Annotated in this window: 19 protein-coding genes and 1 pseudogene; 6 read left to right on the top strand and 14 right to left on the bottom strand. The window is 71.3% G+C overall.

Annotated elements, in window-relative coordinates:
• Window positions 1–22: 22 nt before the first annotated feature.
• Window positions 23–511: an ATP-binding protein gene (locus OG802_RS27050; protein ID WP_329414490.1), complete on the bottom strand. Its 489-nt coding sequence runs from the start codon at window positions 509–511 to the stop codon at window positions 23–25.
• 145 nt (window positions 512–656) lie between these two features.
• Here OG802_RS27050 and OG802_RS27045 point away from each other — a divergent pair, with 145 nt between their 5' ends.
• A complete protein-coding gene (locus OG802_RS27045) occupies window positions 657–1,526 on the top strand; it encodes a helix-turn-helix domain-containing protein (RefSeq protein WP_329414488.1) in 870 nt (289 codons plus the stop codon).
• Window positions 1,523–1,720, top strand: coding sequence for a DUF397 domain-containing protein (locus tag OG802_RS27040; RefSeq protein WP_329414487.1), 198 nt, complete (start codon window positions 1,523–1,525; stop codon window positions 1,718–1,720). Before OG802_RS27045 ends, OG802_RS27040 begins: the two co-directional genes overlap by 4 nt.
• Before the next feature lie 150 nt (window positions 1,721–1,870).
• On the opposite strand, the gene OG802_RS27035 is transcribed toward OG802_RS27040, so the two are convergent.
• The 9 genes and pseudogenes from OG802_RS27035 to OG802_RS26995 all read right to left on the bottom strand — a co-directional run bounded on the left by OG802_RS27035 (window position 1,871) and on the right by OG802_RS26995 (window position 10,176).
• A complete protein-coding gene (locus OG802_RS27035; RefSeq protein ID WP_329414486.1) occupies window positions 1,871–2,482 on the bottom strand; it encodes a flavodoxin family protein in 612 nt (203 codons plus the stop codon).
• Window positions 2,483–2,819: 337 nt separating this feature from the next.
• Window positions 2,820–3,494, bottom strand: a complete 675-nt coding sequence (locus OG802_RS27030; protein WP_329417420.1) for a DUF6766 family protein — start codon at window positions 3,492–3,494, stop codon at window positions 2,820–2,822.
• A gap of 593 nt (window positions 3,495–4,087) precedes the next feature.
• Window positions 4,088–4,951: pseudogene (locus OG802_RS27025) on the bottom strand (glycosyltransferase family 2 protein); the annotation flags it as partial.
• A 5-nt stretch (window positions 4,952–4,956) separates the two neighbouring features.
• Entirely contained in the window at window positions 4,957–6,582 is a 1,626-nt protein-coding gene (locus OG802_RS27020) for a carbamoyltransferase family protein (RefSeq protein ID WP_329414484.1), read from the bottom strand.
• Window positions 6,583–6,816: 234 nt separating this feature from the next.
• The gene (locus OG802_RS27015) at window positions 6,817–7,779 is read right to left on the bottom strand and encodes a UDP-glucuronic acid decarboxylase family protein (protein WP_329414480.1); all 963 of its coding nucleotides are present in this window, start codon (window positions 7,777–7,779) and stop codon (window positions 6,817–6,819) included.
• Window positions 7,780–8,188: 409 nt separating this feature from the next.
• Window positions 8,189–8,581, bottom strand: coding sequence for a type II toxin-antitoxin system death-on-curing family toxin (locus OG802_RS27010; protein WP_329414478.1), 393 nt, complete (start codon window positions 8,579–8,581; stop codon window positions 8,189–8,191).
• Window positions 8,578–8,772: a ribbon-helix-helix protein, CopG family gene (locus OG802_RS27005; protein ID WP_037672007.1), complete on the bottom strand. Its 195-nt coding sequence runs from the start codon at window positions 8,770–8,772 to the stop codon at window positions 8,578–8,580. The genes OG802_RS27010 and OG802_RS27005 overlap by 4 nt, the downstream gene beginning before the upstream one ends.
• A 190-nt stretch (window positions 8,773–8,962) precedes the next feature.
• A complete protein-coding gene (locus tag OG802_RS27000; protein WP_329414476.1) occupies window positions 8,963–9,088 on the bottom strand; it encodes a hypothetical protein in 126 nt (41 codons plus the stop codon).
• A 467-nt stretch (window positions 9,089–9,555) separates the two neighbouring features.
• Window positions 9,556–10,176 carry a TetR/AcrR family transcriptional regulator gene (locus OG802_RS26995; RefSeq protein ID WP_329414474.1) on the bottom strand — a complete coding sequence of 207 codons (621 nt, stop codon included), beginning with the start codon at window positions 10,174–10,176 and terminating at the stop codon, window positions 9,556–9,558.
• Window positions 10,177–10,245: 69 nt separating this feature from the next.
• On the opposite strand from OG802_RS26995, the gene OG802_RS26990 reads away from it, so the two are divergent.
• Window positions 10,246–11,139 (top strand): NADP-dependent oxidoreductase, encoded by an 894-nt coding sequence (locus OG802_RS26990; protein WP_329414472.1) that lies wholly within the window; start codon window positions 10,246–10,248, stop codon window positions 11,137–11,139.
• Between the two features lie 179 nt (window positions 11,140–11,318).
• Here OG802_RS26990 and OG802_RS26985 read toward each other — a convergent pair whose 3' ends face one another.
• Window positions 11,319–12,170 (bottom strand): helix-turn-helix transcriptional regulator, encoded by an 852-nt coding sequence (locus tag OG802_RS26985; RefSeq protein ID WP_329414469.1) that lies wholly within the window; start codon window positions 12,168–12,170, stop codon window positions 11,319–11,321.
• A gap of 137 nt (window positions 12,171–12,307) precedes the next feature.
• Between OG802_RS26985 and OG802_RS26980 the strand changes: the two genes are divergently transcribed.
• From OG802_RS26980 to OG802_RS26970, 3 genes are all read left to right on the top strand, one after another.
• Complete coding sequence (locus OG802_RS26980; protein ID WP_329414467.1) at window positions 12,308–12,595, top strand: Atu4866 domain-containing protein; 288 nt, start codon at window positions 12,308–12,310, stop codon at window positions 12,593–12,595.
• A 100-nt stretch (window positions 12,596–12,695) separates the two neighbouring features.
• A complete protein-coding gene (locus OG802_RS26975; protein WP_329414465.1) occupies window positions 12,696–14,132 on the top strand; it encodes an MFS transporter in 1,437 nt (478 codons plus the stop codon).
• 80 nt (window positions 14,133–14,212) lie between these two features.
• Window positions 14,213–14,980, top strand: a complete 768-nt coding sequence (locus OG802_RS26970; protein WP_329414463.1) for an SDR family NAD(P)-dependent oxidoreductase — start codon at window positions 14,213–14,215, stop codon at window positions 14,978–14,980.
• A gap of 308 nt (window positions 14,981–15,288) precedes the next feature.
• Here the strand turns inward: OG802_RS26970 and OG802_RS26965 are convergent, their stop codons facing one another.
• The 3 genes from OG802_RS26965 to OG802_RS26955 all read right to left on the bottom strand — a co-directional run bounded on the left by OG802_RS26965 (window position 15,289) and on the right by OG802_RS26955 (window position 17,643).
• The gene (locus OG802_RS26965) at window positions 15,289–15,915 is read right to left on the bottom strand and encodes a TetR/AcrR family transcriptional regulator (protein WP_329414462.1); all 627 of its coding nucleotides are present in this window, start codon (window positions 15,913–15,915) and stop codon (window positions 15,289–15,291) included.
• A gap of 143 nt (window positions 15,916–16,058) precedes the next feature.
• Window positions 16,059–17,450, bottom strand: a complete 1,392-nt coding sequence (locus tag OG802_RS26960) for an amidase (protein ID WP_329414461.1) — start codon at window positions 17,448–17,450, stop codon at window positions 16,059–16,061.
• Window positions 17,437–17,643, bottom strand: coding sequence for a hypothetical protein (locus OG802_RS26955; RefSeq protein WP_329414459.1), 207 nt, complete (start codon window positions 17,641–17,643; stop codon window positions 17,437–17,439). The genes OG802_RS26960 and OG802_RS26955 overlap by 14 nt, the downstream gene beginning before the upstream one ends.
• Window positions 17,644–17,955: the final 312 nt, after the last annotated feature.

Genomic DNA, 17,955 nt, shown 5'->3' with positions numbered 1-17,955 from the left:
CTCTTCCACCCCGGTCACGGGCTCACGCGGGAGTCGCGAACACGCACTCCGCCCAGACGGTCTTGCCCGGACCTGTGGGCCTGAGGTGCCAGCCCCAGCGGGTGGCGAGCGCCGCGACCAGGAGCAGCCCCCGGCCGCCGGTGTCCTGCGAGCCGGGAGCGGGCAGCATCGCCGGTTCGGGCGGCGTGCGTTCGGTACGGGTGTCGGTGACCTCGATCCTGACCGTGCGGGCGGGTTCGCTCACGCGCAGGAGCAGGTGGAAGTCCCGGCTCGGGACGTGGCCGTGCCGTACGGCGTTGGCGGTCAGCTCGCCGACCACCAGCGCGATCGATTCGTGCGGGCCGGTGCCGTAGGGGACGCCCCAGGCGTCCAGCCGGTGCGCGGCCAGTCGGCGGGCGAGGCGGGCGCCCCGCGGGGTGGAGGTGAAGCACATGTCGAAGGTGCGGCTCAAGTCACCGCCGGGTCCCACGGGTTGCGAGGTGCTGATGAGGCTGGGGAGTTGGCTCGTCATGCCGCCAACGGTGTCCCCGGTCGCGTAGCGTGACCAGTGGTGACACACCGACGCGGAACGTTGTACGCGTGGAGGCGGTACGGGTACGAGCCGGGCGGCGTGACGGAGGCGGCCGTGACGGCGTTGGGCCAGGGAGGCGGTGGCGATGACCGAGGGCACGGACGAAAGGGCCGAGACCGTGGTGGCGGACGACTCGGGGCAGGCGACGGCGGACACGTCCGGCCAGGCCGTGGTCGTCGCGTTCGGGCACACGCTGAAGACGCTGCGGATGCGGGCGGGCCTGGAGCGCGAGGAGTTCGGACGGCGCATCGGATACTCGGCGTCCACGGTCGCGTCGTACGAGCAGGGACGACGCATCCCGGCGCCCCGAACCATCGAGCGGGCGGACGAGGTTCTGGACGCGGGCGGACTGCTGACGGTGTGGAAGGAGCAGGTGGAGCGGGCGCAGTATCCGGTGTTCTTCCAGGGGATGGCGACGCTTGAGAAGGGGGCTCTGGAGCTGCTCATGTACGACACCCATGTCGTCAACGGCCTGCTCCAGACCGAGGAGTACATGAGGGCCCTGCTCGCCATGCGATGTCCTCCCCTTGATCAGGAGACGATCGAGCAACGGGTGACCGCCCGGCTGGCCCGGCAGGACATCTTCGACCGTCGGCCCGCACCACTGCTGAGCTTCGTCATCGACGAGGCGGTGTTGCGGCACCGCTACGGCGGCAAGGACGTCCTACGCGGGCAGTTGGAACACCTTCTGCTGGCCGGCGACAAGCGGAACGTGGAGATTCAGGTCATGCCGGTCGAGTGCGAGGACAACGCGGGGGTGAATGGACCGTTCACGGTCCTCACACACAAAGACGGCAAGAGGTTCGCGTACTCGGAGGGTTATGCGACCAGCACCCTCGAGACCGACTCGGAGCAGACGGTTCTCGCCGCCGCCCGCTATGGGATCATCCGATCGCAGGCTCTCACTCCGCGAGAGTCACTGAAGTCGATCGAAGGGTTGTTGGGATCGCTATGAGCAACGCTGAGTCCTCAACCTCCGCCTCCGACCTCACCTGGTTCAAGAGCAGCTACAGCGGAACCGAAGGCGGACAGTGCATCGAGGTCGCGGCCGACAGGGGAACCGTGCACATCCGTGACTCCAAGGCCGTCGCCGGACCCGTCGTCCGTGTGTCGCGTGAGGCGTGGGCCGGGTTCGTCGGGGAGGCCTGACGGCCGTACGCGAAAGCGTGAGCCCTGTCGTCTGGTCAAGGACGGCAGGGCTCCTCGCGGGCGAGGCGCCGGAAGTCACTGCGCATGCCGCCCGCGACGGTGGACGGCCCTGTCTTCCCGCGCGGGTCTTCCCGCGCCACCGGGCACGGCTCACTGAGGCGGAGCGCCCAGCGGGCTCGCGGCCAGCGCACGCGCGGTGCCGTGCAGATTGGCGGCCATCGCGCGGCCGGTCTTGTGCGCCCAGTCGTGACCGCGTCGGTCGTCGAGGTAGTCCGGACCCGGCCCGGGGCCCAGGTGCCAGTAGGTCCACGACTGGCCGGGCACGGTGTAGCCGATGTCGCACAGGGCGCCGTTGATCTCGCTGATCACGTGGTGGGCCCCGTCCTCGTTCCCGGTGACGACGACTCCCGCGACGCGGTTGTAGGCGACGGGGCGGTCCTCGTCGTCCGTCTCGGAGAGCATGGCGTCCATGCGTTCCAGCACCCGCTGGGCGACCGAGGACGGGCGGCCGAGCCAGGTCGGGGACGCGATGACGAGGATCTGCGCCCGCAGCAGCGCGGCGTGCACCGCGGGCCAGTCGTCACCGGCGGCGACGGCTTCGCTGACCACGCCGGGGTGGATGTCGAGATCCACGGCCCGGACGTACTCGACCTCGACGCCCGCGTTCTCCGCCAGCCAGTCGCCGACGACCTGGGCCAGTGCGGCGGTGTTGGACGGCTCGGGGGACTTCTTGAGCGTGCAGTTGATCACCAGTGCCTTCATGACACAGCCGTACCCCGCCGCGGGCGGACGACTCCGCCGGGCCACCCGACCGGACCAGGAAGCCACCGGACCAAGAAGGCCCCGGGCCGACGCTCGGGCGACCGGGCGGACTACGTGGGAGCGACGTTTCGTCCCGGCTCCATGGTGAAACAGGGGCTCAAGGCCAAGGTCCAGGAAAAGCTCCCCGGCAGCCGCCACCGCGACGACCGCCCCGGCGCCGGCAAGCACGACAGCACCGAACAGAACAAGTGAGCCGGTACACGGACCTGAGCCGCAAGGCCCGTGGCCGCAAAGGCCGACGCCGTGGGTCAGCGGTCGAGCCGGGCGCCACTTCCGCTCATCCTTCGACGCCGGTGGAGGTGTGGGGGGCGCCGACGGGTTTCGACTCCGGGGAGCCACGCTGGCGCAGGTACACGGAGAGGATGGCCATGGACGCGACGGCCAGCAGCTCGGACTGCCAGTTCTGAAGGCTGCGGCTCCAGAAGTCGGCGGAGGCGATGTACTGCGTCCAGCTGACCGGGGCTTGCAGCTGCCTCAGCTGCTGCTCGTTGTAGGCGGCGACGCCCGCGACGGACTGAGCCAGCCAGGACAGGAGGAACAGCGCGCCCATCACCAGGCCGAGGGACCGGGAGAACACCGCCTGACGCACTCCGCCGCTCTTCGCCCAGCGCGGGGAGTCCGGGCCCGCGTGCTCGCCGACGCGCTGGTCCTCGTCCGATTCCGGACCGGCCTTGTGCATCTCCTTGGACTCCGGTGAGCCGCGTTGGAGCAGCCAGACGGTGGCGAAGATGTACAGGAAGAACTGCAGGTACTCCGACTGCCAGTTCTCCGTCACGTCCACGGCGAAGTCCGAGGACGTCAGGTAGTCGAGGAAGCCGATCTGCGCGAGGCCGTCGGTGGCGAGCTGGTTGTCGAACTCCGTCCAGCCCGCGATCGCCTGCCCGGCGAGTGCGAGCAGGAACGCGCATCCGAAGCTCAGAGTCATGCCGTTGTCCCGGACGAAGCGGCGCATGCGGCTTCCCACGGTGTCGGCCTTGTTCTGCTCCGAGGGGCCGGACGGGGGCGGCGACGTGGGGGCGGTCATCGCTGCATCAGTCCCACCGCGATGAAGTAGGCCAGGCCTCCCAGGACGACGGTCAGGCAGAGGGTGAACATGGTGCGCATGCGTCAGCTCCCTTTGACCGAGCACTCATAGGGCCGACCGGGGCGGGGCTCGCACCCGGCGGCGACGATCTTCCAGCCGCCCGGGAACTGCGAGAGGAACAACGTGTCCGAAGCCAGCACGGCGCGTGCCTGACGGCCATGGACGTCCACGCCACGAACCGGTCCCCCGGCAGGGAGGCCTTGGGTTTCAATGGCGTCGGCGCATGCCTTCTTCGCCGCACTCTCCACCTCCTGGCGTGTCTGCGGGGCGAGAGCCGTGCACAGTGCCGCCCCGTCGCCTTCGCTCAGTGCCTCCTCGAAAGCCGCGGCCGCCGTGGAGACTTGCGCCCGGCGCTGCCCGGTGCCGCCGCAGGCGGCCAGGAGCAACAGGAACACGCAGAGCGACAGGGCCCGAGCCCTGGTGAGACGCCGGCCTCGTCCACGCACGCTGACTCCCTTTCGCCGCGCCCACGCGAACTCCGCCGTCGCGGCCGCCCAGCCGACCGCGGCGGCGGCCGCGGCCCCGCGACGGCCGGCGAGGGCGAGTGCGCACGCCGCGGCGCCGGCCGCGGTGATCGCCAGATGGCGGCGCAGGCGTCCGCGCGGCGCGCCGGCCCTCGCCCACCAGTGGGGGCCGTGCAGGTAGCGCATCAGGGCGTCGTCGGCGTTGCCGCGCTGGGCCCGCAGGGACGCCCAGCGGTCGGCGGAGCGCACGGGATGGCGCGTGGTGCGGCAGCCCTGCCGGATGCTCCACCCGGCGTCCAGTATCCGCAGTGCGAGGTCGGCGTCCTCGCGGAAGGCCCGGCGGAAACGCTCGTCGAAGCCCCCGACCTGCTTGAGCGCGTCGGCGCGGTAGACCATGTCGGCGGTGATCCAGCGGGCCCGGGCGAGGCCGGCCGTCCCCCGCTCCCAGTCGGTGGGGCGGCGCTCACCGGGCAGCGGGACGGCGATGACGCCCTGGACGCCGGCGGTGTCGGGGGACGCGTCGGCCAGGTCCCGCGCCAGCTGCTCGCACCAGTGCGGGCCCACCTGGACGTCGTCGTCGAGGAACGCCACCCACGGGGCGGCGACCGCGTGCCGTCCGGTGTTGCGGGCGGCCGCGGGACCGCGCCCGCCGCTCGCCACGACGAACGTGCGCCCGCGCAGGTCACCGAGGACGCTCAGCGCGCGCTCCAGCGCACCGGGGTCGGACGCGGAGTCGGGCCGGTCGTCCACGAGGACGATCTCCTGCGGCTTCGGGCCGCTCGCGGCGGCGAGCGCCGTCAGGCAGTCCGTGAGGGTGTCCCGCACGAGCGTGGGAATCACGACGGCGTACGCCGTATCCATGCCGGTCACGAGAACGCCTTCCCCCGGCGCACCGCGTACGGTCCGATCGCCAGCAGGTCCACGGGCGCCGAGCCGAAGCACTCCAGGGCGTCGCGGGGATCGTCCACCATGGGGCGGCCCGCGGTGTTGAGACTGGTGTTGACGACGACGGGCAGCCCGGTGCGCCGTTCGAAGCCGCGCAGCATCCGGGCCACCAGGGGTTCCTGCCGCTCGTCGACGGTCTGGATGCGGGCGGTCCCGTCGACGTGCACGACAGCCGGGATGCGCTCGCGCCACTGCACTGCCACGTCGTGCACGAACAGCATGTACGGACTGGGCAGCGGCCCGGTGAACAGCTCGTCGGCCCGGTCGGCGAGGACCATGGGCGCCACGGGGCGGAACTCCTCACGCCCCTTCACGTGGTTGAGCCGCTCCAGATTCTCCGCCCGGCCGGGGTGGGCCAGCAGGGAGCGGTGTCCGAGAGCGCGTGGCCCGTACTCGCTGCGGCCCTGGAACCAGGCCACGATCCCGTCCCGGGCCAGCTCCTCGGCGACCGCCTCCGCGATGTCGTCGGGCTTCTCGTAGGGGATCGCGGCCTGGTCGAGCCAGGCACGCAGCTCCTCGTCGCTCCAGCCGCGGCCGAGGTCCGCGCCGGGCATCGCCCGGGGGTTGTCCGCGAGGTGGAGGGCCCCGCCGAGCGCGGTCCCGGCGTCCCCGGCCGCGGGCTGCACCCACACGTGCCGGTACGGGCCGCGCTCGGCGATCCTGGAGTTGGCGACGCAGTTGAGAGCCACACCGCCGGCCATCGTCAGCGCCTCTCCCCCGGCCTCGCGGTGCAGCCAGTGGACGAGTTCGAGCAGCAGCTCCTCCAGCACCGCCTGAGCACTGGCGGCGAGGTCGGCGTGCACGCGCGCCCATTCCTCAGCCCTCGGGCGGGGCGGGCAGAAGGCGGCCCAGTCGACGCCGTGGGCGCGGAAGCCGCCGTCGCCGGTCGGATGCACCTGCTGCCGCAACTGGGGCAGGAAGCGGGGCTTGCCGTAGGAGGCGAGGGCCATCACCTTGTACTCGTCGCTGCTGCGCAGGAAGCCCAGGTGCTCGGTCAGCTCCTCGTAGAACAGGCCCAGGGAGTGGGGCAGCGCCTGCGCGGCCAGGGTGTCGAGCCTGCCGTCGCGATAGCGTCCGGCCAGGTGGGAGGCGGCCTCGCCGCGCCCGTCGAGGACCAGGACGGCGCTGTCCGGGTGAGGCGAGGCGAGTGCGGCGGAGGCGGCGTGCGCCACGTGGTGGGGGACGAAGACGACCCGGTCCGGGTCCAGGCCGGGCAGGGCCTCGGCGAGGAACTCGGGAGCGCGGCGCGCGTAGTCCAGCCGCAGGGGGTCCCAGGGGTCGTTCAGCCCCATGTCACGGGCCGGGCGCGCGAGCTGCGGATCGAACGAGTAGGCGACCGCGTCGAGTTCCTCCGGCCGTACGCCCGCGTGCTCCAGGCACCAGCGGGCGGAGAGTTCGGGCAGCTCCCAGGCGGAGAACGGCACCGGCCGTTTGCCGTGTTTTCGGCGGCTGAAGCGCTCCTCCTCCGCGGCCGCTACCGTGCGGCCGTCGAGGACGAGAGCGGCGGCCGGGTCGTGAAACAGGGCGTTGATGCCGAGGATGCGCATGGACAGTAGCTCCGCCCCTGGGAAGGAAGTGCTGCCTGGGCCGCGAGGCCAGCCTGGGGTTGTCTCCAACACTTGGAGACAGCACGCCCGCGGGCAACCGCTGGCGCCGCCGCGGACCGCCCGGTCACTGCCCCCGGACGTCAGGGCGCATCAGTCGTCGGAGGCGGGCTGCTCTGGCGGGACGGGCCTGTGGCGTCCGTCCCGCGTGTCCGCGTCCGGCGCGACGCGTCGCACTCAGGCTGCCGCCGAACGGGTGAACCAGTCGATCGTGCGTTCCAGCCCCTCGCTCCACCCGACCCGCGGCTGCCAGCCGAGCCGCTCGCGCGCCAGCCGGGTGTCGGGCCGGCGACGCGTGGGGTCGTCGGCGGGGCGCTCGACGAAACGGATGCGGGAGGCGGAGCCGGTGAGATCGACGATCCGGCGGGCGAGGCCCAGCATCGTGATCTCCTCGCCGCCGCCGACGTTCACGGGCCCCGGCTCGTCCGAGGCCGCCAAGGCGAGGACGCCGTCGACCGTGTCGTCGACGTAGCACAGCGAGCGCGTCTGGCTGCCGTCGCCGGCGACGGTCAGGGGCGCGCCGTCCAGCGCCTGGGCGATGAAGGTGGGCACGGCGCGGCCGTCGCCGGCGCGCATGCGGGGGCCGTAGGTGTTGAAGATGCGGACGATGGCCGCGTCGGTGCCGCGCACGCCCCGGTGGGCCGTCACCAGGGCTTCGGCGAAGCGCTTGGACTCGTCGTAGACGCTGCGCGGACCGACCGGATTGACGTTGCCCCAGTACGTCTCCGTCTGCGGATGCTCCAGCGGATCGCCGTACACCTCCGAGGTGGAGGCGAGAACGAAGCGTGCGTCGTCGCGCCGGGCCCGCTCCAACGCGTGGCGGGTGCCGTCGCTGCCGACGGCGAGGGTCTCCAGCGGCAGCCGCAGGTAGTCGGCGGGAGAGGCCGGGCAGGCGAAGTGCAGGACCAGGTCGAAACGGCCGGGCAGCGCGCGCCAGGCCGCGGGATCGGTGGCGTCGCCCCGCACGAAGCGAAACCCGCTCTCGGCCCGCAGACCGGCCAGGTTCGACCGCGATCCGGTGGCCAGGTTGTCGAGGCAGACGACCTCGGCTCCCGCGCCGAGCAGCCGCCTGCACAGGTGCGATCCCACGAATCCGGCTCCGCCCGTCACCAGGGCCCGGCGGTATGCGCGTCCGCTCATCCGGCTCACCTCGTTCTCGCGTTCGGTGCCTGTCGATCTGAGTAACCCCGAGAAGCATTCGCATGCGCCACCCGGCAGGTGACCGCGTCGGCGACCCGGTCCATCCCTGGACGGGCCAGGCCAGGCGATGTCATGCCACGTCATGCCAGGCCATGCCGGAGCTGTTCCAGTCTCCGACGGGGCCGCGCGGCCCGCCCCCGGGACCGACGCCGCGGGGACCGGTTCCGACCCGTCCGTCAGCGCCGTAACGAAGGGCTGCGGCGCGGCCGGCGCGCGCTCTCTCCGGCCGGAGACGGATGGCGCGGGCGACCTGGAGAGGCAGGCGCGGGCGTCGGCCGGGAAGAGCCCTCCGTAGCCGACGTACGCCTCAGTTCCGTCCCGTACCGTCCCGTGCCCATGGCGTCGAACGTCAGGAAACGGGGAACCAGGCCGACAGGCGCTTGGCGATGGCCGGTACATCGATGTTGTCCTGCGCGACTTCCTCGACGAACGGGCCGGCCAGGGAGACGGGTGGCGGGACGGTACTGGCGCTGACGCCGTTGAACCGCAGGAAGACACGCATGGCAAGCCAGGCGGTGCGCTTGTTGCCGTCGATCAGCGCGTGATTGCGGGCAACGGAGTGCAACAGTGCCGCAGCCTTCTCGTGCGGCGTGGGATACAGCTCGGCCCCGAACACGTTCGTCCGGGGCCGTTCGATCGCCGACACCAGAAGTCCCATGTCACGCACGCTGTGCTCGGTACCGTTGACCGTGCGGGCGATGGCCAGGATCTCGTCGAGCTGGACGTAGCGCACTTCGGTCACTTCAGGTAGTCCAGGATCTCCGCATCGCTGTCCATCAGTTCGGCGAGGACGTCATCGACCTTCAGCTCGGCCCGATTCTGGGCGTCGCGGATGGCCTCGATGGCAAGTTCCTGCTTGCTGCGCCCCTCCCGACGAGCCCGCTCGGTGAGCTTCGCGTCCAGGTCGTCGGGGAGTCGGAGTGTCATCGCCATAGAGGAAATGATACCGGGCTGGTATCTAGGTGGCGAGGTGATACCAGCCGCTCAAGACCTCGGCCCACGACGCCGTCCTTCGTAGCCCGCCCGGGCCGCGGTCTCGGTCGCGAGGTGCGCGCGACGAGACAGCAGCACACGCGCGGGCGAAATCAGGCCGAGCTGACCATCCGACATACAAAACCGCAGGTCAGATCCCCTTCTCGGCAGGCTCCAGAATCGCCACGCACTCCACGTGATGCGTCATCGGAAGGATGTCGGCTTCGGCGAGGTCCTGAAAGGTGCAGTTCAGGGCCCCTTTTGCGGCCTGCTGCACCGCCTGTGGGCACCCGGAGCGTCAAACGAGCGTCATGACCAACACTGCGTCGTAGGGGGCGAGGGGAGGCGCGCCGTGATCGCCCTGTGCACACCCCCTGCGGCACAGGAGTAACGACGCGAAACGTCGCGCGCACTGGTCGCAGACAAGAGGGTGAGCTGCCACCGGCAACCCGCTCACACCGCTGATTGGAGTCCTCGGGCCAAGCGGAGTCCCACCCGCAGGAGGACCGTCCGCACCATGATCATCCTGCCTGGACTCTCGTTCTGCGGGACCTCGGTGAGCGGGAAGATCGGTGGGTGTGGAGGACGAGCAGCGCCAGGGCACCGGTCGCCGCTGACCAGGTGAGGGAGAACAGGCCGTGGACCGAGTTCGCCCGCACCACCAGCGGCCTGGACATCGCCGACCTGTGCGACCGCTTCCTGCACCACCAGCCCGAAGCGGCTTTCCCCGAGACCGAGCCCTTCTCACCCTCCGCTTCCCCCCACTGCCCGGACGGCCCTGCACTCAGCCGAGGGGCAGTTGGCCTCCCAGGCTGCCTCGATCATCCGGAAGATCTCGTCCACCGCGGCCTTCGGGTCGGCCGCCTCTCGGGCCAGCGAATAGGCGTCGATCACGAACCTCGCGATCGCCCGGCAGGCCGTTGTGGTCCGGGACAGGTCGGGGTCGGCGGCGATGGCCGTTGCCAGCGACTCCGCGTGGCGCAGTCTCATCGACTCCTCGTACTTCCGCAGGGCGGGCGACTCGTCGATCATGCGCCAGATCGGGGCGGCGCTGTCCGCCGTGCAGTGGCGCACCAGGGCCTGGACCTCGCGGCGCAGTGCGGGGACGAGCGGCTCGTGCGGCGCCCGTTCGCTGACCGCCCGCGTGAGGCGTTGCTGGAAGTCGTCGTCCCGCTCGAACACCAGGGCCTCTTTCGAGGCGAAGTGAGAGAAGAGCGTGGTGACGGCCACGTCGGCCTCTGCAGCCACGTCACGAATGCCTACGGCGTCGTACCCGCGTTCCAGGAAGAGCTGGAGGGCGGCGTCAGCGATCTTCTGGCGGGTCGCGGCCTTCTTGCGCTCACGGCGTCCGGTCGGCACGGTCATATCCTCACGCTATCAGGTGCGAATCCGTAACAACTCCAAAACCCTATCCGTTAGTGTTACGGTCGCCGCATGAAGAAGGTGAGCTTCGCCGAGTTCGGCGGTCCGGACGTCCTGCAACTCATAGATGCCGAGGAGCCCCACGCAGGCCCCGGCCAGATACGCATCGCTGTGCGGGCGGCGGGCGTGAACCCCGTCGACTGGAGGATCCGTGAAGGCCAGGTCCTGGGCGCCCATCCGATCGAGTTGCCCTCCGGAGTCGGGCTGGACGCCTCCGGGGTGGTTGACGAGGTGGGTGAGGGCGTCGGAGGAGTCAAGGTCGGCGACCGCGTGTTCGGCGAAGGGTCGAGCACGTATGCCGAGTTCGCCGTGCTGTCGGCCTGGGCCCGTATGCCCGAGGCGCTGACGTTCGAAGAGGCGGCCGGGTATCCCTCCGTGGTGGAGACCGCGTTGCGCGTCATCCGCGAGGCCGGTGTGCAGTCCGGGCAGACACTCCTGGTCAGCGGTGCGTCCGGAGGAGTCGGATCGGCGGTCCTGCAGATCGCCCGTGACCGCGGCATCACGGTCATCGGCACGGCTGGGGCCGCGAACCAGGACTACCTGCGGAGCCTGGGTGCCGTCGCCACGACGTACGGCGAGGGCTGGGTCGGGCGGGTGCGGGACCTCGGCCCTGTCGACGCGGCTCTCGACCTGGCCGGCTCGGGCGTGATCCCCGAGCTCGTCGAGCTGACCGGGGATGCGCACAAGGTGGTCTCCATCGCCGATCTCGACGCGCCGCAGTTCGGTGTCCGGTTCTCCGGCGTGGCGGGGAGCGTGCCGGAAGCGCTCGCCGAGGCCGTCGGCCTCATCTCGCGGGGAAAGCTCCACATCCCGGTCGAGAAGTCGTACACGCTCGCCGAGGCCGCGGCGGCGCACATCGACAGCCAGGCCGGTCACACACGCGGACGCCGGGTTCTGGTCGTCTGAAGCCCCTCCTGTGCGTCGCCCTCAAGCAGAAGGCGAGGGCGACGCCAGCCAGAATCTCGCTACTTGCGTCACCACGGACTACGGGCCAGAGCCACTCGTTCGACAGTCCCGGGCGCCACCCACCCGACCGAAGACACCCGCCAGCACGGACCCTCCTGCTCGGGGGCGCGCCACGGGCCTCACTGTCCGGCGGAACGGGACGGGTTCCGCCTGCCGTCGGCGTACAGGAAGCCGAGAAGGGCCAGGGCCTGCGCCGAGGGGCTGCCCGGTTCGGCGTGATAGATGACGAGTTGCTGGCCCGGGGCGTCCCGGACGTCGAAGGACTGGTAGGTGAGGGCGAGAGGACCGACATCCGGGTGGAGAAGCTGCTTGGCGTCCTGCGTCTTTCCGCGCACGGTGTGCTGCGCCCACAGCCGCCGGAATGCGGCACTGTGTTCGGTCAGTGTGCCCACCAGGTCTCGCAGACGCGGGTGCTCGGGGTCGAAGCCGCTCGCCTGGCGCAGGTTGGCGACGGCGGCCTGGGCGGCCCGCTCCCAGTCTCGGTAGAACTCCCGTCCGGCTGGGTCGAGGAAGGTCATGCGGGCCAGGTTGTCCGCGGGGGTGAAGGGGGCGTAGAGCGCGTCGGCCAGAGCGTTGGCGGCCAGGAGGTCGAGGGTGCGGCTCATCACGAACGCCGGGGTGTGCGGGTAGCCGTCCATCAGCTGACGCAGTGCGGGACTGACGTGCTCGGTGGTGTGGAGGGAGCCCTGGCCGTCCGGTGACACTCCAGCCAGGCGGCGCAGGTGGCCGCGGGCGTCCCCGTCGAGCAGGAGGGCACGGCTGAGCGCGTCCAGCACCTGTGGCGAGGGATGACGCTCGCGGCCCTGCTCCAGCCGGGTGTAGTAGTCGGCGTTCACGCCGGCCAGGACGGCGACCTCCTCGCGGCGCAGTCCGGTGACCCTGCGTACGCCGTGACTCGCCATGTTGACGTCCTGTGGCCGCAGGTGGGCACGGCGCGCGCGGAGGAAGTCCCCGAGATGGTTGTCGTCCATGGCCTCCAGGCTAGGCAGTGGATCCGCTCTCTGCCTGGGTGTGCCGCACCCAGGCGGAGAGCACCCTGGTACACCCACGATGACCTGCGCAGACTCGGTCGGGCAAGACACCCGCACCCACCGAGGAAGGCCATGTGATGACAGGCGACGCGCGGAGCGGCCGCGATTTCGGGCATGCCGACGTGGTCGGCATGTGGGTGACCGCGGACGGTCACATCCGTCAGGAGCTGTTGCCGGACGGGCGCTACGACGAGGCCCGCGGAGACCGGCGCAGCGCGTACACCGGCCGGTACACGGTGACCGGCGACCACCTCGACTACGTCGACGACACCGGCTTCACCGCCACGGGCGACATCCGGGACGGCGTGCTCCACCACGAACACCTCGTGCTCTACCGCGAGGACCGGACGGAGAAGCCCTCATGAGAAGGCGCGGCAGCGTCCTCGTCTCTCACCATCACGGACACGGAGTCCGCCGCGGCGGGGGCCCCTGGCCGCCGCCCCGTCACCGGAGGAAGGCAGAGCAATGAAACAGACCGACGAGATCGCCACGGGCGCCGGCGGAACCGGGGCCGTCACGGAGGTCTCCCCGCCACCCGGCACCCTGGCCCTGCTGGTGCTGTGCGCGGCTCATTTCATGGACGCCATAGACCTGTCCGACGTGGGCGTGGCCCTGCCCGCGATCCAGCGCGACCTCGGCATGACTTCGGGCTCCCTCCAGTGGGTGGTGTCCGCCTACGCCCTCGGCTACGGCGGGTTCCTCCTCCTGGGCGGCCGGGTCGCCGATCTGTTCGGCCGGCGACGCGCGTTCCTGACCGCGGTCGCCGTCTTCGGCGTGGTGAGTGTGCTGGGAGCACTCGCTCCGACCGGTGGCCTGCTGGTCGCGGCGCGGCTGGTGAAGGGCGTCGCCGCGGGCTTCCTGGCCCCGGCGGCTCTTTCTCTGATCACCACCAACTGGCCGGAGGGTCCGCGGCGCGGCCGTGCCCTCGGCTGGTACGCCACCGCCGGCGCCTGCGGCTTCATCGGCGGACTCGTTCTCGGCGGCGTGCTCACCGAACTGTCGTGGCGACTGGTCTTCGCGCTCCCCGTGCCCATCGCTGTGGGCGCGCTCCTCGCGGGGCGGCGCCTGCTCCCGGCGGACCCCCGGCGCGGCGTCCGCGAGAAGATGGACGTTCCTGGCGCACTGACGGCCACCGGAGCCCTGGCGCTCCTGGTCTACGCCCTCACCCAGGCTCCGTCGCACGGCCGGCTGTCCGCCCGCACCCTCGTCCTCCTCTTCGCCGCGGCCGGCCTGCTCGTCCTGTTCGTGCGGGTCGAGTCCCGCACACGCAGGCCCTTGGTCCCGCTGTCCTTCCTCACCCGGCGCACGACCGCCGGCGCCAACCTGACGATCTTCGCCATGTGGGGCGCCTACACCTCGTTCGCGTTCCTCGCCACGCTCTACCTGCAGAAGGTGCTGGACTGGTCGCCGTTGCAGACCGCCGGCGCCTTCGTCCCGCTGGGCCTCGCCAACGGCGCGCTGGCGCCGTTCGCGGGGCGGCTCGCCGCCCGGTTCGGAACGCACAGGATGATCGCCGCCGGGATGCTGCTCCTCGCGCTGTCCTACGTGCTGTTCTTCCGGATCGGCCCCCACAGCTCCTTCCTCACCGTGGTCCTGCCCGTCATGGTCGTCAACGGGATCGGCACCGCGGCGACCTTTCCCGCGCTGAACATGAGCGCCGTGACCGGGGTGCCGGACCGAGACCAGGGGCTGGCGGGAGCCCTGCTCAACACCTTCATGCAGATCGGCGGTGCCGTCGTCCTCGCCGTCGTCACCGCGGTCGTCGAAGCCGGACAGGGGACGAACCGGGGTGACCCTCTGGCGGGCTACGGCCTCGGTACCGGCGTCATCGTCGCCACCGTGCTCGTCGGCCTGGGCGCCGCGCTCCTCATCCGGCACCGGCCCGACAGCCGGGACCACTGATGACGGCCCCTCTTTCGGCCACGAAGCCGTCCGTGACCGCGTACGGACACCCCAACCCGACCCCACCGGGGAGCACCCGAATGATATCCACGACCCCGTCCGCCGAGGCCGCCGAGTTCGCCGGGAAGACGGCCCTCGTCACCGGCGCCGCGCGCGGTATCGGCAAGGAGACCGCATCCCTCCTCCACACCCGCGGCGCACACGTCGTCGCCCTCGACACACGTCCCGAACTCGCCGTGCTCTCGGAGGAGTTGCCCGGGATCGTGACCGTGACCGGCGACGTCACCGCGGAAGAAACCGCCGCCCGCGCGGTGGGTGCCGCCGTCGAAGCCTTCGGCGGACTGGACATCCTGGTCAACAACGCCGGACGCACCCTGAACAAGCCCGTCACGCACACCACCGCACGGGACTGGGACATGGTGATGGACGTCAACGCCCGCGGTGCCTTCCTCTTCGCCCGCGAGGCCTTCCGGGCCATGGAGGAGCGGGGCGGCGGCGCCATCGTCAGTACCGGTTCGTACGCGTCCACGGTCGGCCTGCCCGAAGGAGTCGCCTACAGCGCATCGAAGGGGGCTCTCGCCCAGCTGACCAAGGTGCTGGCACTGGAGGGCGGCCCCCTGGGCATCCGCGCGAACCTCGTCGCCGCAGGCGTTGTCGAGACCGACTTCCTCGACACCTTCCGCCCCGACAGCCGTGCCCATCTCGCGTCCTTCGCGGACGTCCACCCCCTGGGCAGGGTGGCGCAGCCCCGCGAGATCGCGGAAGTCCTGTGCTTCCTGGTCTCCCCGCGGTCCGCCTTCGTCACGGGCGCCGTACTCCCCGCGGACGGCGGCTTCACCGCCGCCTGATCCGTCGTCCGCCCACGGCCGGGCGACACGACAAGAACATTCGTTCCTTACTCAATGTGCTTTGTGCTAGTGCGCGAGGCTGCCCGGCGCGATCACCGACCGCCTGGTGGAGCACTTCGGCTCCTCTCAGCCTGAACGCCGGCTCGGACGATCCCGACCACGCGGCCGCCCGGATCGGGATGATCACTTCGATCGGCCACCGCGGCTGCGTCCGCGGCCCGCCGCTGATCGGGGCTCTCCCCGCATGGACCGAGCCAGCCACTTGGCCTTCGCTGCCCAGTGGCCGGACCGCCCGATGAGCGAAGTGGTCAGCTGTCGGGTTTCTTCGAGCGCCGCGCGGCGGCGGCCTGGGTGGGGCGAGCGCCGGCCTCGACCTGGAGGACGTACACGGCGTTCGTCACGAGCTCACGCGCGTATGCGGCGTCCAGTCGGCCAGGGCGGAAGAGGATGCGGTACATGATCGGCGCCACGACACGGTCGATCAGCAGTTCCGTCTCGGGCACCGGCTCCCCCCGCTGCACCGCACGGGCCACCACGACGTCGAGCTGCTCTGCGGCATACGCCGAACACTGACCGGCATTGGCGCCGTCGGGGTCGCCGAGCAGGGCGTCCCGGATGTAGGCGCGCCCGGGCGGCGAGGCCATCTCGTCGAGGAACTGTTCCGCCCACGCGTCGAGATCGGCCCGCAGGCTTCCGAGATCGGCCGGATCCGTTTCCGGGCGCAGTCGTTCGACGGCCACGTCGGACAGGAGTTCCTGCAGGTCGCCCCAACGACGGTAGATCGTGGAGGGGGTCACGCCCGCCCGAGTGGCCACCATCGGGACGGTGAGCGCGTCGCGGCCCACCTCCCCTACGAGCTCACGTACCGCCGCATGGACGGACTCCTGTACGCGCGCGCTGCGCCCGCCGGGGCGGACCATGGGCCTGGGACTCATGCGATCCACCTTAATGCGAATTTGTTGCTTCTAGCCGATGGCCGGCGTCGGCGACCGGCAGGGCTGCGCATCCGGGCAGCCGAGCACGGTGGACGCCCCTGCGGCGACGCAACCGCATGCCGGGCTGGAACGTCCGCCTTCCCTCAGCCGGCGAGGGGAGCGAGCCGCCCCGCGCCGGCCACCGACTCCTCGTAGACCCGGCCCGCACGGAGCACCGTCGCGTCGTGGAAGGGGCGCGCCATCAGCTGCATTCCGATCGGCAGTCCGGCGTGGTCGTGACCGACCGGCAGGGTGAGGGCCGGGACGCCGGTGATGTTGGCGGGGGCACAGAGGCGGACGTAGCTGTCCGACACGGCCTCGGTCGTGCCATCGGCCCACTCGACGGCTTCCTGCCCCGCCTCGGCGGCGGTCATCGGCACCGTCGGCGCGGCGAGGACGTCGATTCCGTCGAACATGCGAGCCCAGGCGTCGCGCATCATGGTGCGGGCCCGCTGGGCGCGGAGGTAGTCGCCGGCGGAGGTGAGTTCGCCGGCCTCCAGCAGGATGCGAACGTCCGCCGCGTACAGGTCGGGGGTGGCCCGCAGCGACCGCTCGTGGTAGGCGGTGGCCTCGGGAACCATCAGCCCCCACTGAACGGCCCGGATGTAGTGCGCCATCGGGATCTCGACGTCGACGAGCTCCGCCCCCAGCTCCGCCAGCCGCTCGATCGCGCCGCGTACGGACTCCTCGACCTCGGGGGTGACCCGATCGAAGTAGTGGTTGCGCGGTACGCCGACCTTCAGTCCTCGCAGGTCGCCTCCCGGGAAGCGGTCCAGCGTGGGGCCGGACACGCTCGCCGGATCGCGCGGGTCGTGGCCGGCGGTCGCCGACAGCACCAGCGCGGCGTCCTGGACGGTGCGGGTGAGAGGGCCCACATGGTCCAGGGACCAGGACAGCGAGGTCACGCCCGTACGGGGGACCAGGCCGTAGGTCGGCTTGAGGCCCACCACGCCGTTCAGGGCCGCGGGGACCCGGATGGAACCGCCCGTGTCCGTGCCCATGGCGAACGTCGCCCCGCCGGCGGCGACAGCCACCGCCGAGCCGCCGCTCGACCCACCCGCGACCCGGCTGTGGTCCCAGGCGTTGTGCGTCTGCGGAGTGGTCAGGCCGTAGGCGAACTCGTGCGTGTGCGTCTTGCCCAGGAGTACGGCCCCGGCGGCGCCGAGCCGTTCGGCCACCCGACTGTCGCGCTCCGCCACGTGCCCTGCCCGGACGCGCGAACTCGCCGTGGTGGGCATCCCCTCCGCGTCGATCAGATCCTTGAGCGCCATGGGGATCCCGTGCAGCGGCCCGCGCGGTCCGCTTACGGCGATCTCCCGTTCGGCGCGGACCGCCGCGGCCTGGGCCGCGTCGGCGACGACGGTGACGTAGGCGCCCACTCGTCCTTCGACGGCTGCCATACGGGCGAGCACCGATTCGGTGAGTTCGACGGGGGACAGCTCCCGTGCGCGCACCGCACGGGAGGCTTCGGTCAGCGACAGCTCAAACGGCTGCATCGGCGTTCCCCTGCCCGGCTCGGTAGGAGGACGCGGGAGGGGTCTCGCCGAAATCGAGCTCGCGCAAGGTGCTGATCACGGAGTGGATGTGGTTGGCCGTCAGGGCCACTTCTTCGTGTCGGCCGTCCTCGAGGGGGAGCCCCGCCCGCAGCGCCCCTCGGGCTGCCTCCTGGGGGGTGAGTTCACCGGTCATGGCTTCCTTCCGGATCTGTGCGGCGCGCCGGGCCGGGGCTGGTACAGGACCTCCGACCACCGTAAACGCGAACCATTTGCTTTAGTCGACCGTACGACCTACGGTGCCTTAAAGCAAACCAATCGCTTTTAGAACGGGAAGGACGCCCATGCAGGGCGTCCCCGCGGGCCGCACGCCTCCCCGCCCCCCCACCCGGACGCCTGCCGTTCGCATTGCCCCCCTCGATCCTCATCGCGCTGCTCACCGCGGGCTCCCACTCCCGCCCGGCAACGAGCGACTACACATCCGCATCACCCGCCCGCTCCAGACATC

The organism is Streptomyces sp. NBC_00704 (assembly GCF_036226605.1).
In the GTDB taxonomy this organism is placed as follows: domain Bacteria; phylum Actinomycetota; class Actinomycetes; order Streptomycetales; family Streptomycetaceae; genus Streptomyces.
Note: the sequence above shows the minus strand (reverse complement) of the source record. Positions and strands in the feature narration are given on the sequence as shown.

Coding starts and splice junctions, on each gene's coding strand:
- OG802_RS27015 (WP_329414480.1), bottom strand. CDS start 7,779: ATGAGCGGACGCGCATACCGCCGGGCCCTGGTGACGGGCGGAGCCGGA.
- OG802_RS26975 (WP_329414465.1), top strand. CDS start 12,696: ATGAAACAGACCGACGAGATCGCCACGGGCGCCGGCGGAACCGGGGCC.
- OG802_RS26980 (WP_329414467.1), top strand. CDS start 12,308: ATGACAGGCGACGCGCGGAGCGGCCGCGATTTCGGGCATGCCGACGTG.
- OG802_RS26990 (WP_329414472.1), top strand. CDS start 10,246: ATGAAGAAGGTGAGCTTCGCCGAGTTCGGCGGTCCGGACGTCCTGCAA.
- OG802_RS26965 (WP_329414462.1), bottom strand. CDS start 15,915: ATGAGTCCCAGGCCCATGGTCCGCCCCGGCGGGCGCAGCGCGCGCGTA.
- OG802_RS27050 (WP_329414490.1), bottom strand. CDS start 511: ATGACGAGCCAACTCCCCAGCCTCATCAGCACCTCGCAACCCGTGGGA.
- OG802_RS27040 (WP_329414487.1), top strand. CDS start 1,523: ATGAGCAACGCTGAGTCCTCAACCTCCGCCTCCGACCTCACCTGGTTC.
- OG802_RS27030 (WP_329417420.1), bottom strand. CDS start 3,494: ATGCGCCGCTTCGTCCGGGACAACGGCATGACTCTGAGCTTCGGATGC.
- OG802_RS27035 (WP_329414486.1), bottom strand. CDS start 2,482: ATGAAGGCACTGGTGATCAACTGCACGCTCAAGAAGTCCCCCGAGCCG.
- OG802_RS27045 (WP_329414488.1), top strand. CDS start 657: ATGACCGAGGGCACGGACGAAAGGGCCGAGACCGTGGTGGCGGACGAC.
- OG802_RS27020 (WP_329414484.1), bottom strand. CDS start 6,582: ATGCGCATCCTCGGCATCAACGCCCTGTTTCACGACCCGGCCGCCGCT.
- OG802_RS27005 (WP_037672007.1), bottom strand. CDS start 8,772: ATGGCGATGACACTCCGACTCCCCGACGACCTGGACGCGAAGCTCACC.
- OG802_RS26995 (WP_329414474.1), bottom strand. CDS start 10,176: ATGACCGTGCCGACCGGACGCCGTGAGCGCAAGAAGGCCGCGACCCGC.
- OG802_RS26955 (WP_329414459.1), bottom strand. CDS start 17,643: ATGACCGGTGAACTCACCCCCCAGGAGGCAGCCCGAGGGGCGCTGCGG.
- OG802_RS26970 (WP_329414463.1), top strand. CDS start 14,213: ATGATATCCACGACCCCGTCCGCCGAGGCCGCCGAGTTCGCCGGGAAG.
- OG802_RS26960 (WP_329414461.1), bottom strand. CDS start 17,450: ATGCAGCCGTTTGAGCTGTCGCTGACCGAAGCCTCCCGTGCGGTGCGC.
- OG802_RS26985 (WP_329414469.1), bottom strand. CDS start 12,170: ATGGACGACAACCATCTCGGGGACTTCCTCCGCGCGCGCCGTGCCCAC.